The organism is Streptomyces flavochromogenes, from assembly GCF_000717595.1.
Classification (GTDB): Bacteria; Actinomycetota; Actinomycetes; order Streptomycetales; family Streptomycetaceae; genus Streptomyces; species Streptomyces flavochromogenes.
The window spans coordinates 98,004-116,388 of record NZ_JNZO01000025.1 but is presented as its reverse complement, the minus strand read 5'-3'; the positions used below and the strand labels follow the sequence as shown (position 1 = coordinate 116,388).

13 protein-coding genes are annotated in these 18,385 nt (G+C 69.0%); 3 read left to right on the top strand and 10 right to left on the bottom strand.

Going from position 1 to position 18,385, the window contains the following annotated elements; genetic code table 11:
- Positions 1 to 144: 144 nt before the first annotated feature.
- Together IF00_RS0128645 and IF00_RS0128640 are read left to right on the top strand one after the other, a co-directional pair.
- Positions 145 to 1,359: a thiolase family protein gene (locus IF00_RS0128645; protein ID WP_030322947.1), complete on the top strand. Its 1,215-nt coding sequence runs from the start codon at positions 145 to 147 to the stop codon at positions 1,357 to 1,359.
- A complete protein-coding gene (locus IF00_RS0128640; RefSeq protein WP_030322945.1) occupies positions 1,356 to 3,494 on the top strand; it encodes a 3-hydroxyacyl-CoA dehydrogenase NAD-binding domain-containing protein in 2,139 nt (712 codons plus the stop codon). Before IF00_RS0128645 ends, IF00_RS0128640 begins: the two co-directional genes overlap by 4 nt.
- Positions 3,495 to 3,651: 157 nt before the next feature.
- Here IF00_RS0128640 and IF00_RS0128635 read toward each other — a convergent pair whose 3' ends face one another.
- From IF00_RS0128635 to ngcE, 10 genes are all read right to left on the bottom strand, one after another.
- Positions 3,652 to 4,746 carry a PLL family lectin gene (locus tag IF00_RS0128635; RefSeq protein ID WP_030322944.1) on the bottom strand — a complete coding sequence of 365 codons (1,095 nt, stop codon included), beginning with the start codon at positions 4,744 to 4,746 and terminating at the stop codon, positions 3,652 to 3,654.
- A 110-nt stretch (positions 4,747 to 4,856) separates the two neighbouring features.
- Positions 4,857 to 6,371, bottom strand: a complete 1,515-nt coding sequence (locus tag IF00_RS0128630) for an amino acid permease (protein ID WP_030322942.1) — start codon at positions 6,369 to 6,371, stop codon at positions 4,857 to 4,859.
- A gap of 121 nt (positions 6,372 to 6,492) precedes the next feature.
- The gene (gene dxs / locus IF00_RS0128625; RefSeq protein ID WP_030322941.1) at positions 6,493 to 8,412 is read right to left on the bottom strand and encodes a 1-deoxy-D-xylulose-5-phosphate synthase; all 1,920 of its coding nucleotides are present in this window, start codon (positions 8,410 to 8,412) and stop codon (positions 6,493 to 6,495) included.
- Positions 8,413 to 8,666: 254 nt separating this feature from the next.
- A complete protein-coding gene (locus tag IF00_RS0128620; protein WP_030322940.1) occupies positions 8,667 to 9,986 on the bottom strand; it encodes a sugar ABC transporter permease in 1,320 nt (439 codons plus the stop codon).
- A complete protein-coding gene (locus IF00_RS0128615) occupies positions 9,983 to 10,777 on the bottom strand; it encodes an ATP-binding cassette domain-containing protein (RefSeq protein WP_030322939.1) in 795 nt (264 codons plus the stop codon). Before IF00_RS0128615 ends, IF00_RS0128620 begins: the two co-directional genes overlap by 4 nt.
- A 306-nt stretch (positions 10,778 to 11,083) precedes the next feature.
- Positions 11,084 to 11,926: a substrate-binding domain-containing protein gene (locus tag IF00_RS0128610; protein ID WP_051820655.1), complete on the bottom strand. Its 843-nt coding sequence runs from the start codon at positions 11,924 to 11,926 to the stop codon at positions 11,084 to 11,086.
- A gap of 121 nt (positions 11,927 to 12,047) precedes the next feature.
- Entirely contained in the window at positions 12,048 to 13,259 is a 1,212-nt protein-coding gene (locus IF00_RS0128605) for an ROK family transcriptional regulator (RefSeq protein WP_030322937.1), read from the bottom strand.
- A gap of 160 nt (positions 13,260 to 13,419) precedes the next feature.
- Positions 13,420 to 14,358 carry a carbohydrate ABC transporter permease gene (locus tag IF00_RS0128600; protein ID WP_030322935.1) on the bottom strand — a complete coding sequence of 313 codons (939 nt, stop codon included), beginning with the start codon at positions 14,356 to 14,358 and terminating at the stop codon, positions 13,420 to 13,422.
- Positions 14,358 to 15,287, bottom strand: a complete 930-nt coding sequence (locus tag IF00_RS0128595; RefSeq protein ID WP_030322933.1) for a carbohydrate ABC transporter permease — start codon at positions 15,285 to 15,287, stop codon at positions 14,358 to 14,360. Before IF00_RS0128595 ends, IF00_RS0128600 begins: the two co-directional genes overlap by 1 nt.
- Positions 15,288 to 15,387: 100 nt before the next feature.
- Positions 15,388 to 16,833: an N-acetylglucosamine/diacetylchitobiose ABC transporter substrate-binding protein gene (ngcE, locus tag IF00_RS0128590; protein WP_030322932.1), complete on the bottom strand. Its 1,446-nt coding sequence runs from the start codon at positions 16,831 to 16,833 to the stop codon at positions 15,388 to 15,390.
- 528 nt (positions 16,834 to 17,361) lie between these two features.
- On the opposite strand from ngcE, the gene IF00_RS0128585 reads away from it, so the two are divergent.
- A complete protein-coding gene (locus IF00_RS0128585; protein ID WP_030322930.1) occupies positions 17,362 to 18,330 on the top strand; it encodes an FG-GAP repeat domain-containing protein in 969 nt (322 codons plus the stop codon).
- The last annotated feature ends 55 nt before the right edge of the window (positions 18,331 to 18,385 follow it).

The window sequence follows — 18,385 nt, the reverse complement described above, 5'->3', positions numbered from 1 at the left end:
GGTGGCATCCTCGGGGTGTGACCTTCGCCGCTTGGGGCCCAGGGGCTGGGCAGCCTGGTTACCCACAAGTAGCATGGGGGAAGCAAGCGCACGCTTAGGCGTGTGCCGCAGCAGTGCCATCCCGCACCCTGGAGGAGAGCCATCGTGCCTCGTACCGTCAGGGACGTCGTCTTCGTCGACGGCGTCCGCACCCCGTTCGGCAAGGCGGGCCCGAAGGGCATCTACCACGAGACCCGCGCCGACGACCTCGTCGTCAAGGCCATCCGGGAGCTGCTGCGCCGCAACCCCGGCCTCGACCCCGCGCAGATCGACGAGGTCGCCATCGCCGCGACCACGCAGATCGGTGACCAGGGTCTGACCCTCGGCCGCACGGCGGGCATCCTCGCCGGACTGCCGCAGTCGGTGCCGGGCTACTCCATCGACCGCATGTGCGCCGGCGCGCTGACCGCCGTCACCTCGGTCGCCGGTTCGATCGCCTTCGGCGCCTACGACGCCGTCATCGCCGGTGGCGTCGAGCACATGGGCCGCCACCCCATGGGTGAGGGCGTCGACCCGAACCCGCGGTTCGTGAGCGAGAAGCTGGTCGACGAGTCCGCCCTGTTCATGGGCATGACCGCCGAGAACCTGCACGACCGCTACCCGAGCATCACCAAGCAGCGCGCCGACGAGTACGCCGTGCGCTCGCAGGAGAAGGCCGCCAAGGCGTACGCCGACGGCAAGATCCAGCAGGACCTGGTGCCGATCTCGGTCCGCCGCACCGACGCCTCCACCGGTGAGACCGGCTGGGGCCTGGTCACCGCCGACGAGCCGATGCGCCCGGGCACCACCCTGGAGTCGCTGGCCAACCTGAAGACGCCGTTCCGCGTCCACGGCAACGTCACCGCGGGCAACGCGGCCGGTCTCAACGACGGTGCCACCGCCTCGATCATCGCCTCCGAGGACTTCGCCCGCGAGAACGACCTCCCGGTGAAGATGCGCCTCGTCTCGTACGCCTTCGCCGGCGTCGAGCCCGAGGTCATGGGCTACGGCCCGATCCCGGCGACCGAGAAGGCCCTCGCGAAGGCCGGTCTGTCCATCGAGGACATCGACCTCTTCGAGATCAACGAGGCCTTCGCGGTCCAGGTCCTCGCCTTCCTGGAGCACTACGGCATCGCCGACGACGACGCCCGCGTCAACCAGTACGGCGGCGCCATCGCCTACGGTCACCCGCTCGCCTCCTCCGGCGTCCGTCTGATGACGCAGCTGGCCCGCCAGTTCGAGGAGAACCCGCAGGTCCGCTACGGCCTCAACACGATGTGCGTCGGCTTCGGCATGGGCGCCACGGTCATCTGGGAAAACCCCCACTGGGAGGGCAAGTGAGCACCACCGCCGAGCTTCTGAAGGGCGCCGCGGAGCTCTTCCCCGACGAGGTCGTCACCAGCGCCCACGTACGGCACTTCGAACTGCCCGCGGGTGCGGGCCGGTTCGCCCTCATCACGCTGGACAACGGCTTCGACCACACCAAGCCGACCACCTTCGGCCCCCAGTCGCTCGCCAACCTGAACACGGCGATCGACCAGGTCGAGGCCGAGGCCGCGAACGGTGAGATCACCGGCGTCGGCATCACCGGCAAGCCGTTCATCTTCGCCGTCGGCGCCGACCTCAAGGGCGTCGAGCTGCTGAAGAAGCACGACGAGGCGCTCGCCATCGGCAAGGGCGGCCACGACGTCTTCAAGCGGCTGTCCGAGCTCGCCGTCCCGACCTTCGCGTACTACAACGGCGCGGCCATGGGCGGCGGCGTCGAGGTCGGTCTGCACTGCACCTACCGCACCGTGTCGAAGGCCCTGCCGGCCTTCTCGCTGCCCGAGGTCTTCCTCGGTCTGGTGCCCGGCTGGGGCGGCTGCGCCATCCTGCCGAACCTGATCGGTGCCGAGAAGGCCGTCTCGGTCATCATCGAGAACTCGCTGAACCAGAACCGTCAGCTCAAGGGCAAGCAGGTCTTCGAGCTCGGCATCGCCGACGCGCTGTTCGAGGGTGCCGACTTCCTGGAGCAGTCGCTGATCTGGACGGCTTCCGTCCTCAACGGCTCCGTGACGGTCGAGCGCCCCGCGATCGACCGCGGCGAGGCCTGGGACCAGGCCGTCGCCAAGGGCCGTCTCGTGGCCGACTCCAAGGTCCACGGTGCCGCGCCGGCCGCCTACCGCGCCCTCGACATCATCGAGGCCGCCAAGGACGGCGACCTGCAGAAGGGCTTCGACGCCGAGGACCAGGCCCTCGCGGACCTGATCATGGGCGGCGAGCTCCGCTCCGGCATCTACGCCTTCAACCTGGTGCAGAAGCGCGGCAAGCGCCCCGCCGGTGCCCCGGACAAGTCGCTGGCCCGCCCGATCACCAAGGTCGGTGTCGTCGGCGCCGGTCTGATGGCCTCCCAGCTCGCCCTGCTCTTCCTGCGCCGCCTCGAGGTGCCGGTCGTCCTGACCGACATCGACCAGGAGCGCGTCGACAAGGGTGTGGGCTACGTCCACGCCGAGATCGAGAAGCTGCTCGCCAAGGGCCGCATCAACCAGGACAAGGCCAACCGTCTCAAGGGCCTGGTCTCCGGTGTCCTGGACAAGGCCGAGGGCTTCGCGGACGCGGACTTCATCATCGAGGCCGTGTTCGAGGAGATGTCCGTCAAGCAGAAGGTGTTCGCGGAGGTCGAGGCGGTCGCCCCGGCGCACGCGATCCTCGCCACCAACACCTCCTCGCTGTCGGTGTCGGAGATGGCCTCCAAGCTCCAGCACCCGGAGCGCGTGGTCGGCTTCCACTTCTTCAACCCGGTCGCGATCCTCCCGCTCCTGGAGATCGTCCGCGGCGAGCAGACGGACGACGCCTCGCTGGCCACCGCGTTCGGTGTCGCCAAGAAGCTGAAGAAGACCGCGGTCCTCACCAAGGACGCCCCGGCGTTCGTCGTGAACCGCATCCTGACCCGCTTCATGGGCGAGATCCAGAACGTCATCGACGAGGGCACGTCGGTCGAGACCGCCGAGAAGGCGATCGAGCCCCTCGGCCTGCCGATGTCGCCGCTGGTCCTTCTGGAGCTCGTCGGACCGGCCATCGGTCTGCACGTCTCCGAGACCCTGAACCGCGCCTTCCCGGAGCGCTTCACCGTCTCGCCGAACCTCAAGCGCGTCGTCGAGGCCGGCAAGCGCGGCTTCTACGTCTACAACGCCGAGAACGGCTTCAAGCCGGAGCTCGACCCGGAGGTCGCCGCCCTCCTCGTCCAGGGCGAGTCCGTCCTGACCGAGGAGCAGGTCCGCGACCGCGTCCTGGACGCGGTGGCGCAGGAGATCGGCCTGATGCTGGAGGAGGGTGTCGTCGCCGAGGCGCAGGACATCGACCTCTGCCTGATCACCGGCGCGGGCTGGCCCTTCCACCTGGGCGGCATCACGCCGTACCTGGACCGTGAGGGCGTCTCCGAGCGCGTCAACGGCAAGCGTTTCCTCGCGCAGGGCGTGGCGAGCGTCCCGGCGTAACACCCGGCCTCGCGCCCCAGGGCGTACGTGAACGGCCCCGGCACCTTCTCCAGGTGCCGGGGCCGTTCACGTGAGGACGTTCCCGTGGAACCGCTCGCGTGGCGTCGGGTCCGCTCTTCGGGAGCTCCCCGGCGTGCCCGGGGAGCTCCTCGGGGCGTCACCCTATGGAGCGCCAGCCCTCCAGGACCAGGCCCTCGGCCGACGCCTTCTGGCGGGTGGTGATCGGGGCGCCCGTGCCGACCCTGGCCATCGCGACCAGACGCCCGTCGCCCCCGCGGGTGAGGACGGCGGCGAGCTCGCCGTGCCGCTCCCCGGTCTCCGACCACTGGATGCCCTCGGTCTCCTGCTCGCTCGGGAAGGCGGCGAGCGCGAGCCGGCCGTCGGCGGACTGCTGGGCGAGGACCGTCTGCTCGGAGCCGTCGATGAGACAGCGGCCGGCCGAGAGCCGTCCGGTGCCGACGGCCTTGCCGAGGACCGTGGGCTCCAGGGACCGCTCCGGCGACCAGGCACGGACCTGACCGTCCTGGTCCAGGTAGAAGAGGGTGACGTGGCCGGAGGGGCCGGTCGTGGCCGCCAGGGTGCCCATCGTCACCGACGCCGGGAGCAGCTCCTCGCGGAGCGGCCGGGCGCCGGACTCGCGCTGGACGTAGCGAACGAGGCCCTTGGCGTGCGAGCTGAACAGCTCGACGAAGCCGGAGCCGTTCGTGATCGCGACCGGCGAGGGATCGGTCTTCGATCCGAGCAGGTCCCACCAGGGGTGCCAGCCGCCGGCGTCCTTCTGGGCCCGCACGCTCAGTCCGCCGCCGCCGTTGCGCATGAAGGCGTACACGCGGCCTCGGCCGTCCACCGCGACGGCGGGGTTGCCGGTCCACGGCCCCTTGCCGTTGGAGTGCCCGATCGAGCGCCATTCCAGGGCGGGGCGGCCGGTCTGGAACTGGACGCTGTGGACGAGCTCGACGTGCCCCTCTTCCCCGGCGGTGGGCCGCAGGGCGAGGAGATGGACGTACCGGTCCACGCCCTGGCCGACGGCGAGGAAGGGGGTGAGGCCGCCGGCGGGTCCGGGGCCTCCGAGCGAGACGGGTCCGCTCCAGGATCCGTCGGGCTGCTCGGTCCAGCGCACCACCTCTCCGTCCCTGGGCAGGTAGGCGCTGAACCGGCCCTCCGCCCCTCTGGTCAGCCAGTCACCCTGGAGCAGGGGGGCGGTGGAGGAGCCGTCGGAAGGGGCGTTGGGGGCCTGGGATCGATTAGCCATGGGGAGATCCAGCACTCCGGTCGTCGGAAGGAGTTCGGGTACGAGCCGACTGTAGCCGCCCCGTCGAACGGTCCCTTCCGCGCCTGCGGTATCGCCGCCTTACGGCCCGCTCAGTACTTCGCGGCCTGGCCTTCCTGCCCGAGCCGGCTGTGCCTGCGCCCGTACAGGAAGTACACGACGATGCCGATCACCATCCAGACCGCGAACCGGAACCAGGTCTCGCCGGGCAGGTTGAGCATCAGCCAGAGCGAGGCGGCGATGGAGAGGATCGGCAGCACGGGCACCCAGGGGGTACGGAAGGCGCGCGGCAGGTCGGGGCGGGTGCGACGGAGCACGATGACGCCGAACGCGACGACGACGAAGGCGAAGAGTGTGCCGATGTTCACCAGGGTCGCGAGTTCGTTGATGCTGGTGAAGCCGGCGACGATGGCGATGATCACACCGAGCAGGATGGTCGGCCGGTACGGGGTCTTGAAGCGCGGGTGCGTCTTGGAGAAGAAGCGCGGCAGGAGTCCGTCGCGGCTCATCGCGAAGAACACCCGGGTCTGGCCGAGCAGCAGGATCAGACAGACCGTGGTGAGGCCGACGGCGGCGCCGAAGCTGATCACGCCCGCGTAGAAGGGATGCCCGGCGGCCTTGAAGGCGTCGGCGAGCGGGGCACTCACGGACAGCTCCGTGTAGTGCTGCATACCGGTGACGACCAGGGCCACGGCCACGTAGAGCACGGTGCAGATGAAGAGCGAGCCGAGGATGCCCCGGGGCATGTCCCGCTGCGGGAGCTTGGTCTCCTCGGCGGCGGTGGCCACCACGTCGAAGCCGATGAAGGCGAAGAAGACGACCGAGGCGGCGGTGAAGATGCCCATGACGCCGAAGTTGGTCGCCTCGTACCCGAAGAGCAGCTGGACGAGTGGCGCGTCCCAGTTGGAGCCGCCGCCCTCGGGGGTGACGGCCGGCGGGATGAAGGGCTCGTAGTTGTCGCCGACGATGAAGAACAGGCCGGCGACGATCACGATCATCACCACGGTCACCTTGATCGCCACGACGAGCGCGGTGATCCGGGCGGAGAGTTTCATGCCCAGGACGAGGACGACCGTCAGCACCAGGACAAGCAGGAAGGCCAGGATGTCGAAGGTTCCGCCCGGCACGTCAGGGCCTTCGAGCGCCGCGGGTAGGTGCCAGTCGATGTTGTCCATGAGCGAGCGGACGTATCCCGACCAGCCGACGGCGACCACCGCCGTACCGAGGGCGAACTCCAGGACGAGGTCCCATCCGATGATCCAGGCGGGCAGCTCGCCGATGGAGGCGTACGCGAAGGTGTACGCCGATCCCGCCACCGGCACCGTCGAGGCGAACTCGGCGTAGCACAGGGCGGCGAGGGCGCACACGATGCCGGCGGCGATGAAGGCGAGCGCCGTCGCCGGGCCGGCGTTCTCCTTGGCGACCTTGCCCGTGAGGACGAAGATGCCGGTGCCGATGATGACTCCGACGCCGAACACCATCAGGTCCCATGCGGACAGGGATTTCTTGAGCGCGTGCTCCGGCTCCTCCGTGTCACGGATGGACTGCTCGACCGTCTTGGTCCGGAACACGCCGTTGTTGGCGCGTGGCTGCTGGTCCGTACTCACTCGTCGTACCTCCCTGCCATGGGGCTGCCCGCCCTGTGGTCAGAATGCACGCGAAAGGGCCGATCGGCACTCCGAAGAGTGAACCGATCGGCCCCCGGGTGACGCGGGGTGACCGTGACCGTCAGTCGCGGGCGGGCTCCACGGCCTGCGCGCTGGTCTCGAATCTGCCGTCGAGACGCGAGACCAAACCGGTGACCTGCCGGGCGATGTCCGGGGCGGTCAGACCGATCTCCGCCAGGACCTCGCCGCGGGAGGCGTGGTCCAGGAAGCGCGGCGGGATGCCGAAGTCACGCAGCGGAACGTCCACCCCGGCGTCGCGGAGTGCCTGGGCGACGGCGGAGCCGACGCCGCCGACGCGGCTGTTGTCCTCGACGGTCACGACGACCCGGTGGCGCTCGGCGAGCGGGGCGAGGGCCTCGTCGACGGGCTTGACCCAACGGGGGTCGACGACCGTGGTGGAGATGCCGTGACGGTCCAGCAGGTCGGCGATCTCCAGGCACATCGGGGCGAGCGCCCCGACCGAGACCAGGAGGACGTCCGGCCGGTCCGAGCCGGGCTCACGGAGCACGTCCATGCCGCCGACGCGGCGCAGGGCGGGTACGGCGGGGCCGACCGCGCCCTTGGAGAAGCGGACCACGGTGGGGGCGTCGGTGACCTCGACGGCCTCGCGCAGCTGGGCGCGGACCTGGTCGGCGTCGCGCGGGGCGGCGAGCCGCAGGCCGGGGACGACCTGGAGGATCGACATGTCCCACATGCCGTTGTGGGAGGCGCCGTCGGTGCCGGTGACGCCGGCGCGGTCCAGGACGAAGGTGACGCCGCACTTGTGCAGGGCCACGTCCATCAGGACCTGGTCGAAGGCGCGGTTGAGGAAGGTCGCGTAGACCGCGAAGACCGGGTGCAGACCGCCGGTGGCCAGGCCCGCGGCGGAGACCGCGGCGTGCTGCTCGGCGATGCCGACGTCGAAGACCCGCTCGGGGAAGGCCTTGGCGAACTTGTCGAGACCGACGGGCTGGAGCATGGCCGCCGTGATGGCGACGATGTCCGCGCGCTCCTTGCCGAGCGCGACCATCTCCTCGGCGAAGACGCCGGTCCAGTCGGCGCCGGAGGAGGAGATGGGCAGGCCCGTGTCGGGGTGGATCTTGCCGACGGCGTGGAAGCGGTCGGCCTCGTCCTGGAGGGCCGGCTGGTAGCCGCGTCCCTTCTCGGTGAGGCAGTGGACGATCACGGGGCCGCCGAAGCGCTTGGCGCGCGTCAGGGCGGACTCCAGGGCCTCGATGTCGTGGCCGTCGATGGGTCCGACGTACTTGAGGCCGAGGTCCTCGAACATGCCCTGCGGGGCGATGAAGTCCTTGAGGCCCTTCTTGGCGCCGTGCAGGGTCTCGTAGAGCGGCTTCCCGACGACGGGGGTGCGCTCCAGGATGTCCTTGCCGCGGGCGAGGAAGCGCTCGTAGCCGTCGGTGGTGCGCAGGGTCGCCAGGTGGTTGGCGAGGCCGCCGATGGTGGGCGCGTAGGACCGCTCGTTGTCGTTGACGACGATGACGAGCGGGCGGTCCTTCGCGGCGGCGATGTTGTTCAGCGCCTCCCAGGCCATGCCGCCCGTGAGGGCCCCGTCGCCGATGACGGCGACGACGTGGTCGTCCTTCTTGAGGACCTCGTTGGCCTTCGCGAGGCCGTCGGCCCAGCCGAGGACCGTGGAGGCGTGCGAGTTCTCGATGACGTCGTGCTCGGACTCGGCCTGCGAGGGGTAGCCGGAGAGGCCGCCCTTCATCTTGAGCTTCGAGAAGTCCTGGCGGCCCGTGAGCAGCTTGTGGACGTAGCTCTGGTGGCCGGTGTCCCAGAGGACCTTGTCCTTCGGGGAGTCGAACACGCGGTGCAGGGCGATGGTCAGCTCGACCACGCCGAGGTTGGGCCCGAGGTGCCCGCCGGTCTTGGAGACGGCGTCCACGAGGAACGTCCTGATCTCGTCGGCCAGCTGATCCAGCTGTTCCGGGGAGAGCCGGTCCAGATCTCGCGGTCCCCTGATACGGGTCAGCAGAGCCACCCGTGCCTCCTTGCGTTTGAGCTGGTCGAGCTTGCCGATTTGTCGAGTCTAATGTTCCGTCTTGGATCGTGGGCATCGGGCCGGGGGGTGACGCGTCACCCCCACGGCCTACATGTCGCTGATCTGTACGGCTCTGAACGCTGATCCGTACGGCTCCCCGCGGATCGGGGTACTGCTCCGGACGCAGCAGTGCCCGGCGCCGGTTTCACGGCGCCGGGCGGTGTGGCGAGCGTTACGCGCGCGGGACGGGGTCCCTAGGCGCGTCCTGCCGTCTTCTGCGTCTTGCGGGAGACCGAGTCGATGATCACGGCGATGAGCAGGACCGCTCCGGTGATCATGTACTGGATCGCGTTCGAGGACAGGTTCATCTGGTTGAGGCCCTGGACGATCGACTGGATGACCAGGATGCCGAGGAGCGCCGACCAGACCTTGCCGCGTCCGCCGAACAGGGACGTACCGCCGATGACCGCCGCGGCGATGCACATCATCAGCTGGTTGCCGCCACCGAGGGAGCGGTCGGCGCCGCCGGTCGCGGAGGCGAGGAACAGACCGCCGATCGCGCCCATCGTGCCGGAGATCATGAACACCGAGATCCGGATCCACGAGACGTTGATACCGGCGCGGCGGGCGGCCTCGATGCCGCCGCCGACGGCGAAGACCTGCCGGCCGTACGTGGTGCGGCGCAGCACGAAGTCGGTGACGAGCAGGATGACCAGGAAGATCACCAGGGAGAGCGGCAGGCCCTGCTCCTGGTTGAAGCCGTACGCGGCGACGAGGACCAGGACCGCGAGGACGGCGGTGCGCAGGATGATCTCGCTCTGCGGGCGGTGCGGCAGCTCGGCGGACTTGCGGCGGCGGGAGTCGCGCAGCTGGGCGAGGTAGAACGCGGCGACGACGGCCACGGCGAGGCCGTAGGCGGCGGCGACGTCGGAGAAGTAGTACTTGGTGAGGTCGGCGACGAAGCTGCCGATCGGGGTGGGGATCGTGGACTTGTCCCCCATCACCCAGGTCTGGAGACCGGCCCAGCCGAGGAAGCCCGCGAGAGTGACGACGAAGGCGGGCACGCCGATCTTGGCGAAGACCAGACCGTGGAAGGCGCCGAGGAGGGTGCCCGAGAGGATGCCGAGGAGGATCGCGAGGCCGTCCGGCATGTCGGTGCCGAGGACGCCCCAGACCGAGCCGGCCAGACCCGCCACGGAGCCGACGGCGAGGTCGATCTCGCCGAGCAGCAGCACGAAGACGATGCCGACGGCCATGATGCCGGGGCCGACCGCGTACAGCGTGATCTGGTCGAGGTTGTACGAGGTGATGAAGTTGCCGGTGAGCGCCTGGAAGACGATGCCGATGACGATCAGGCCGACGACGACGGGCAGCGAGCCGATCTCACCGGAGCGGATCTTGCGCTTGAACTCCTCGACGTAACCCTTGAAGCCCTGCTCGCGGACGAGGAGGCGGGGGTCGACGGCGGGGATCGCGGCGGCGGCCGGGACCTCGCTGACCGGGGTCGTCTCGTCGGGGGTACGGGGCTCGGGCACCGCTGCCTCTTCGCTCGCGGTGGGAGGGGTGTTGCTCACTTCGCTACCTCCGCGTTGCGGGCCTGACGGCGGGTCACGGCGTTGTCCGTGGCACCGGTGATCGCGGCGATGATCTCTTCGTGCGTGGTGGTGGCCACCGGGAAGGTGCCGTTGTTGCGGCCCAGGCGGAGCACGGCCACGGTGTCGGCGACGGCCTTCACATCGGCCATGTTGTGGCTGATGAGGATGACGCCGAGGCCCTGCTCGCGCAGCCGCTCGACCAGGTCGAGGACCTGGGCGGTCTGCTCGACGCCGAGGGCGGCGGTCGGCTCGTCGAGGATCACGATCTTGGGGTCGCCGACCAGGGCGCGCGCGATGGCGACGACCTGGCGCTGACCGCCGGAGAGCGCGGCGACGGGGATGCGGACGCTGGGGATGCGGATCGAGAGCGTGGAGAGCAGGTCCTTGGCCCGCTTCTCCATGGCGACCTCGTCGAGGACGCCGCCCTTCTTGATCTCGCGGCCGAGGAACAGGTTGGCGACGACGTCGAGGTTGTCGCAGAGCGCGAGGTCCTGGTAGACGGTCGCGACACCGAGGTTCTGGGAGTCGTGCGGGCGCTGGATCTCGACCTGCTCGCCCTCCCACTCGATGACGCCCTCGTCGATCGGGTGTACACCGGCGATCGTCTTGACCAGCGTGGACTTACCCGCTCCGTTGTCGCCGACGAGCGCGACGACCTCTCCTGCGTGGACTTCGAGATCGACACCGGAGAGGACCTGAACCGCTCCGAACCGCTTGAAGATCCCGCGCAACGCCAGCACGGGCGCCTGCGTCTGGGACACGTGAACCAACTCCTTCGCCGCCTGCGGGCGGCGGCATGTCGCGCCGCCGGTGCAGCGCCAAAGTTCGAGGGGGGGCTGAGCTCGTCCGGCCCCCGGACCGACAGCGGGGTCTGGGTCGGCCGGGGGCCGGACGGGCAGGGGGACGGATCGTGTCGACGGGCGCCGGGCGTCCGGCGGGGGATTCACCCTCTGGCGGGGGTGTCACCCTCGGCGGGGCTCTTCACCCCGTGTCCGGGGCTTCAGCCTCTGTACGCGGGCCGGTGTCGGGATCCGTGACGCCGGGCCCTCGGGGGCCCGGCGGGCTCGGCTCAGGGACTACTTGATGCCCAGTTCCGTGCACTTGGCGGCCAGGTCCGAGGTGCAGAGGTCGGCGGCCTTGTAGATGCCGTCCTGGATCACCGTGGTCTGGATGTTCGTCTTGTCGACGACGACCGGCGGGAACAGGGTCGACGGCACACCGTCGGTCGCACCCTGGGCGCCGAGGTCCTTGCCCTGGAGCAGGGAGATCGCGGCGGACATCTTCTCGCCGGCGATCTTCGGGTCCCACTCGCCGGACGCCTCGTAGGCGATCTTGCCGACCTTGCCGTCGAGGGCGGTGTGGGCGCCCTTCTTGAAGAGACCGGCGTTCGGGTCCTTCTCGTCGCCGTTGATCATCACGACGTTGGCGGAGGCGGCCTTGGCGCCGAGGGCGGCGAGGAGCGCCTGGCCCTGGAGCTCGCCGACCTTGTTGTTGTCGTGGCTGACGTAGGCGTCGGCGCCCTTGACGGCGCGGTCGTACGCGACGACCTTGACGCCCTTGGCCTTGGCCTCGGTGACCCAGCCCTCGGCCTTGGTCGCGTCGACCGGGTCGAGCGCGATGACCTTGATGCCGTCGGCGATCAGCTGGTCGAACTGCTGCTTCTGCTTGACGACGTCGGAGACCGCGTTGTTGTACACGACCTCGCAGTCGCCGCACGCGGCCTTGACGGCCTTCTCGAACTGGGGCTTGTCCAGAGCCTCGTAGCGCGAGGTCTTGTTCTCGGGAAGGAGCAGGCCGATCTTGGTCGAGCTGCCCTTGTCACCGCTGTCGTCGCCGCCGGCCTGGCCACAGGCGGCGAGCGAGAGGGCCATCGACACCGCGGCCGTGGCTATGACGGCGCGACGCGTCACTGCGTTCATTGGGGTTGCCTCCCTGACGAGGCCGCGACGTTGCGGCCGAGGTGGCACGAAGTCAACTCGGCCGTCACACCGACGTCAAGAAGTAAATCCTTAACGAGATGACAACGGTGGTGTTCGTTATCTAAGTGAACGCAAGGCGTGAGGCCGGAGCGGCCGTCGGAAGGGCACTCTCCAACAGGGTCGAATCGCCCATTTCACTCAGTACGAGGGCCAGGGCACCGAGCACTTCCGCGCGGCCTCCCAGGGCCCCCTGAGCCAGCGAGAGCTGCCGGGCGGCGCTGGGGATCGCATACCGCGAGACGGAGTCCCTGATGGGCGCCAGGACCAGCTCCCCGGCCTCTGCCAGGTCGCCGCCGAGCACCACCCGGCTCGGATTCAGAAGATTGCAGAGGTTGGCGACACCGCTGCCGATGTGCCGCCCGACGTCGGCGATCACCCGACGGCAGCCGGGGTCGCCCTCGCGGGCCAGCTGGACGACGCGTTCCATGGTCAGATCGGGGCCGTGGCTGGGCTGGAGCAGCGGCAGGACGTACCGGGCGGCCGTGAAGGTCTCCAGGCAGCCGCGGTTGCCGCAGCGGCAGACCGGGCCCGACTCGTCGAGCGTGATGTGCCCGATCTCGCCCGCGGTGCCGCCGGGGCCCCGGTAGACCCGCCCGTCGATGACGAGGCCGGCGCCGACGCCGCTCGCCACCTTGATGTACGCCAGGTCCTTGACGCCCCGCCCGCTGCCCCAGACCAGTTCGCCGAGCGCCCCGAGGTTGGCGTCGTTGTCGACGTGCACGGGGACGCCCAGGCGGCCGGAGAGCTCCTCGGCGGGGTTGATCCCGCTCCAGCCCGGCAGGATCGAGGTCGAGCCGAGGGTCCCGGAGGAGACGTCGATGGGGCCGGGGACGCCGAGCCCGACGCCGATCACCTTGTCCGGGCCGATCCCGGTGGCCAGGATCAGCCGCTTGACCAGCTGTTCCGCCCGGTCGAAGCCCTCGGCGGCGGAGGCGTCCACGTCGAGCGGCTCGGCCTCCTCGGCGAGCACCTGGTGGGCGAGGTTGCCGACGGCGACCCGGAGGTGGGTGTGGCCGAAGTCCACGCCGATCACGATGCCGGCGTCACCGGAGAGCGAGACGCTGCGGGCCCGGCGGCCGCCCGCCGAGGTGGGCGTGACGTCGACGGTGCCGCCGTCCTTCAGCTCCCGGACGATGTTGGAGACCGTCGCGGCGGACAGTCCCGTCGCCCGGGCGATCTCCGCCTGGGTGAGCGAGCCGGCCATGCGCACCGCCCGGACGACCCGTTCGAGATTGGCCCTGTGCAGAGACGTCTGCGATCCCGGAGTCTCCATCGACTCACTCACTCCCACCGTTTTCTCCAACATGTGAACTCTAAGGGGACGCTTTCGGCTTGCTCCCCGTCAAGACCTTGAGGTGCGGAGGGTCTGTGTCACATGACGCGCGGGGCCCCCGGCGCGGGTGCGCCGGGGGCCCTGGAGGCAGCGGGTCCGGTTACTTCACGGCGCCGGCGGTCAGACCGGCGACCACCTGCCGCTGGAAGATGATGTACGCGGCTAGAACCGGGAGCATCGCCATCACCAGACCGGCGAAAAGGCCTGACCAGTCGCCCTTGTAGCCCTGGCTCGTGGCGAGCTGGACCAGGCCTTGGGAGAGCACCTTCTGGTCCTGCTCGGTGTTGAGCACCGTGGGCAGCAGGTACTGGTTCCACTGGCCGAGGAAGTTGAAGATGCCGACGCTGATGAGGCCCGGCTTCGCCATCGGCAGCATCACCTGGAAGAAGGTCCTGGTGTGCGACGCGCCGTCCACGAAGGCCGCCTCCGCCACCGAGGTCGGCAGCGTGCGGAAGAAGGCCGTGAGGAAGAAGACGGTGAAGGGCAGCGAGTACGCGATGTAGACGAGGATCAGGCCGTGCGGGGTGTTGAGCAGGGCCATGTTCTGCATCACGTAGAAGAGCGGCACGAGCGCCAGGATGATCGGGAAGCTCATCCCTCCGATGAAGAGGAAGTAGATGAAGCGGTTCCCGGGGAAGTCGAAGCGGGCCAGCACGTACGCCGCCATCGAGCCGAAGAGCAGCGTGCCGATGAGCGAGCCGCCGACGACCACGATCGTGTTCATGAAGTAGTCGCTCATGTGCGCCTGGGACCAGGCGCGCGACCAGTTCTCGAAGTGCAGGCTGTCGGGCAGCGACCACGGGGAGGTGAAGATCGCCCGGTCGGTCTTGAACGAGGTCATGACCGCCCAGAGCAGCGGCATGACGACCATGATCGCCCAGATGATCAGGACGCCGTGCGAGAAGACGTTGAGGACCGCGCCCTCGCTCTTGGACTCCTTGCGGGGCGCGGGCGGCGCCGTCTTGGTCACCACGGGCCCCGAGCCCCCCGAGGGGCCGGGGGTCTCGACGCCGGGGGTGGCAGTGTCGGTCGTCTTCATCAGAACTCCAGCCGCTCGCGCCGGCCCAGCTTCATCACGATGGCCGCGAAGGCCAGGGTGACGAGAAGGAGCGCGACACCGATGGTCGTTGCGTAGGCGGCCTGACCGTCCCGGAACGCCTTCTGGTACACGTACAGCGGAAGGACGACGGTGGAGTAGTCGGGCCCGCCGCCGTTGGGGCCGACGGTCATGATCTGGACGACGGCGAAGGACTCCGCGCCGAGTGCGAGGATGCCCATGTAGATCCAGCCGGACTGCACGGTGTCCCAGAGCAGCGGCAGGGTGATCTTGAAGAAGGTCGTGAAGCGGTTGGCGCCGTCGAGCAGCGCGGCCTCGTAGAAGTCCCTCGGAATGGACGCCATGCCGGCCGAGAAGAGGACGACGAAGAAGCCGACCGTGGACCAGACGAGAACCGCCATCACACAGATGAGGGCGAGTTTCGGATCGCCCAGCCAGTCCGGCTGAATACTGCCGAGGCCCACGAGCTTCAGAGCGGAATTGATGGCTCCGCTATTCGGGTTGTAGGCGAACTGGAAGAGCAGCGCGACGATGGCGATCGACAGCACCTGCGGGAAGAAGTACACGATCTTGTAGAAGGCTGATCCGCGCACACCGGCGATGGCCGCTCCACGGCGGCGCCGACCGCCGACATTGAGCATGAACGCGAAGAACAGCGCGAGTCCGACGGTCACCAGCGGCAGCACCACCGCGAGGGTCAGACTGTGCTGGAGCGATTTCCAGAAGATCTCGTCGTCCAGCATTCTGCTGTAGTTGTCGAATCCGACGAAGCCGAATTCGGGGCTCAGTCCGCTCCAGTCCGTGAGCGAGTAGTAGATGGACTGGATGAACGGCCAGATGACGAAGAGCGCGTAGAGCGCGAGGGGTGCCGCCAGGAACCCCACGATGAAACGGTACTTGCCGTGCTGCATTCCTACCGACCCCGATCTTCCCGCGGAGGCGCGCCGCGGGTGCCGCGCGCGAAGGGGCCGGGGCCCGCTCCCGGTCGGCGGGAAGGGGCCCCGGCACTGCTCACTGGTGCTTGTAGTGCTTGATCGAGGAGTCCTTGGCCGCCTCGTCGGCGAACTTCTGGATCTTCTTGATCGTCTCGGCCGGGGTCGCGCGGCCGGCCATCATCTCGCCGATGCCCGCGACACCGATCTTCTCCTTCTGGAGGGCGACGTACCAGTCCTGGAGGCGCGGGTTGACGACGTTCTGGCCGGCCTTCTCCAGGGCCGCGACACCGGACTTGAGGCCCGGCGTCAGCTCGATGCCGTCGGTGCCGCCGTTGAACGCGGAGAGGGACTTCACGGACTGCGTGAAGTTCTTGGACGAGGCCTCGCTGAGCATGATGCGCAGCTGCTCCATGCCGCCCTCGGGGTTGGCCGCCTTGGCCGGGACGATGAACGGCTCGCCACCGGACGCCCACATGGTGCCGAAGGGCATCTTGTCGGAGGCGTCGATGCCGCTCGGGGCCGAGACGGCAAGGTCGAAGTCGGCCGGCATGGTCTTCGCCGCCTCGTTCTCGACCCAGGAGCCGTTCGGGATGAACAGCGCCTTGCCCTCGGTCCAGGCGGTCTGCGACTGGATGTGGTCGAGGCCGGGGGTGCCCTTGAGGATGTAGCCCTTCTGGACGAGCTCGTAGTAGGCCTCGAAACACGCCTTGACCGCAGGGTGCTCCCAGGCCTTCGGCTCCAGGTTGTCGATGGCGTCCAGGACCTCGCGGCCGCCGACCTTGCCGATCATCGGGTAGAGCGAGAAGGGCAGGTAGTACGGGTGCTTGCCCGCGTACGTCCAGCCCGCGATGCCCTTCTTCTTGGCCTTCTCGCAGACGGCCAGCATCTCGTCCCAGGTCTCGGGGTACTTCGCGTCGAGCGAGTCGAGGAGCTTCTGCGAGTACCAGACGCCGTAGACGGTGTAGGCGTAGTAGAGGATCCAGACCGGGGCGCCGTCGAACTGGCCCATCTCGACGATGCCGGGCCGCAGGGTGTCGCGGACCTTCTTGTTCGGGTCGTCGACGGAGGCCGAGTCCAGGAGCGCGGTGAGGTCGGCCAGCTGCTTCTGGCCGACGAGGACGCCCATGTCCATCTGCTCGGCGCCGGAGTTGTCGATGAGGTCCGGCGGGTTGCCGCCGTTGAAGCGCGGCTGGAGCTCCGTGGTGATCTTCTGGGTGGGCGTGAACTTGACCTTGGCCTTGGGGTAATTCGTCTCGTAGACCTTGATCGCGTCCTTGGCGTACTGCTGTCCGAATCCGCCGTCGAAGAGGACGAAATCAAGCGGTGCCGACTCGTTCACCCCGAGCGGGTTCTTGTCGGACTTCGTACCCTTCTCGACCTTCGCGTTTCCGTCGCCGCTGCTGCTCGCGCAGGCGGAGAGGAAGCCCATGGTCGGCACCGAAATCAGGCCGATCGCGGCGGAACGCTTGATCAGATCGCGACGGCCAAGGCCCTCATTGGTCTGAGCGGAGGTGGATCCCATGCTCAAGTCCTCGCCTTCATTCAGGACTCAGGCGGTGTACCGGTCGCCCGTACTCACTCGCCACAGGCGAAGGGCCCCGCCACCGCGGTCATTTGCAGCCGGGTCGTGCAGGCGTCGGGCCGTCGTGTGATGGAACCGACTGGCTGGACGCCGACAGGTATAGTCCACTTCCCTTCGCCTGAGCAAGATCGAAAGCAGGTTTCTACGGCCATCTTTCCCGAGTTGAGACCTCCGGGATAAGCACGCTGGATCTGCGGCGTTTCGTCCAACCACTCGTCCGCCCATGCCCTTGACAGTGCCTCAGGCCTCCCCGTAGTGGGGCACCTTGACGGGACGGACCCCGGCGCCGAGGGGACGCGGGAGGGCAAAGGGGGCATACGGTCGGGATCGAAACAGTTGTGTCACAGACACCCGGAAAAGTAAGGATCCTGTGAGGGTGACCGGAGATCATAGGGAGACCGCCGACCTCGTCCGTGTGTTCGAGTGCACGGCGGAACTTCCTTGTCCCTCTCCCTTATGGAGTACTACGTGGCCAACTCTTCTGGCCTGAACCGCTCGGGTCTCCTGTCCCGTGTCACGGTCGCCGCGATAACCGCCGCCCTCGTCGCCACCTCGACCGCCGCGGTCGCCGCGGAGCCGGGCCCGGCGGCCAAGGCCCCCGCCGCGCCGCAGTCGGACCGTGTGTCCGCCGCCGCGCAGTCGGACCGTGTGTCCGCCGCCGCGGCCTCCGCGACCGCCGCGTCCGGAGCCGCGCTGAACAACCTCTACGGCTGGCACACCAACGGCGACATCATCGGCTACACCCCCGTCGGCGGCGGCGCCATCCAGCGGATCGCCGGGCGCCAGGGCTGGAACTGGGTGGGATACAAGAACTTCACCCAGGCGGACATCGAAGGACAGCCCGAGGAGGAGGGCTGGTACCACGCCGACGGCTGGTACGCCGTCAGCAGCGCGGGCCGCCTGCACTTCGCCAGCAACGGCCCGGTCCGCGACCTCGGCGGCGGCTGGAACGCCTACAACAAGGTCATCTCGGCCGGCAACACCGGCGGCGGCGCCCCGGACGACATCCTGGCCCGTGACGGCTCCGGCGTGCTCTGGCACTACCTGGGCAACGGCAACGCGTCCCTGACCGCGCGCACCCGCATCGGCTCCGGGTGGAACGCGTACACCCAGATCGCCGGCAAGGGCGACGTGACCGGCGACGGCCGCGCGGACCTCGTCGCGCGTGACCGCAGCGGTGTCCTGTGGCTCTACAAGGGCACCGGCAACTACCGGGCCCCTTTCTCGACCCGCACCCGTGTCGGCAGCGGCTGGAACATGTTCAACAACCTGTTCTCCCCCGGCGACCTCAACGGCGACCGCCGTGCGGACCTGGTGGCCCGCGACAGCGCCGGCGCCCTGTGGCTGTACAAGGGCTCGGGCAGCTCGTCGACGCCGTTCGCCACCCGCATCAAGATCGGCACCTCGGGCTGGAACGGCTTCGGCCAGCTCTTCTGATCGCCACCGGTGCGGCGGAAGGGCCCCGCTCCTCTTCCGAGGAGCGGGGCCCTTC

Coding starts and splice junctions, on each gene's coding strand:
- IF00_RS0128600 (WP_030322935.1), bottom strand. CDS start 14,358: ATGAAGACGACCGACACTGCCACCCCCGGCGTCGAGACCCCCGGCCCC.
- IF00_RS0128635 (WP_030322944.1), bottom strand. CDS start 4,746: ATGGCTAATCGATCCCAGGCCCCCAACGCCCCTTCCGACGGCTCCTCC.
- IF00_RS0128605 (WP_030322937.1), bottom strand. CDS start 13,259: ATGGAGACTCCGGGATCGCAGACGTCTCTGCACAGGGCCAATCTCGAA.
- ngcE (WP_030322932.1), bottom strand. CDS start 16,833: ATGGGATCCACCTCCGCTCAGACCAATGAGGGCCTTGGCCGTCGCGAT.
- IF00_RS0128610 (WP_051820655.1), bottom strand. CDS start 11,926: ATGAACGCAGTGACGCGTCGCGCCGTCATAGCCACGGCCGCGGTGTCG.
- IF00_RS0128595 (WP_030322933.1), bottom strand. CDS start 15,287: ATGCAGCACGGCAAGTACCGTTTCATCGTGGGGTTCCTGGCGGCACCC.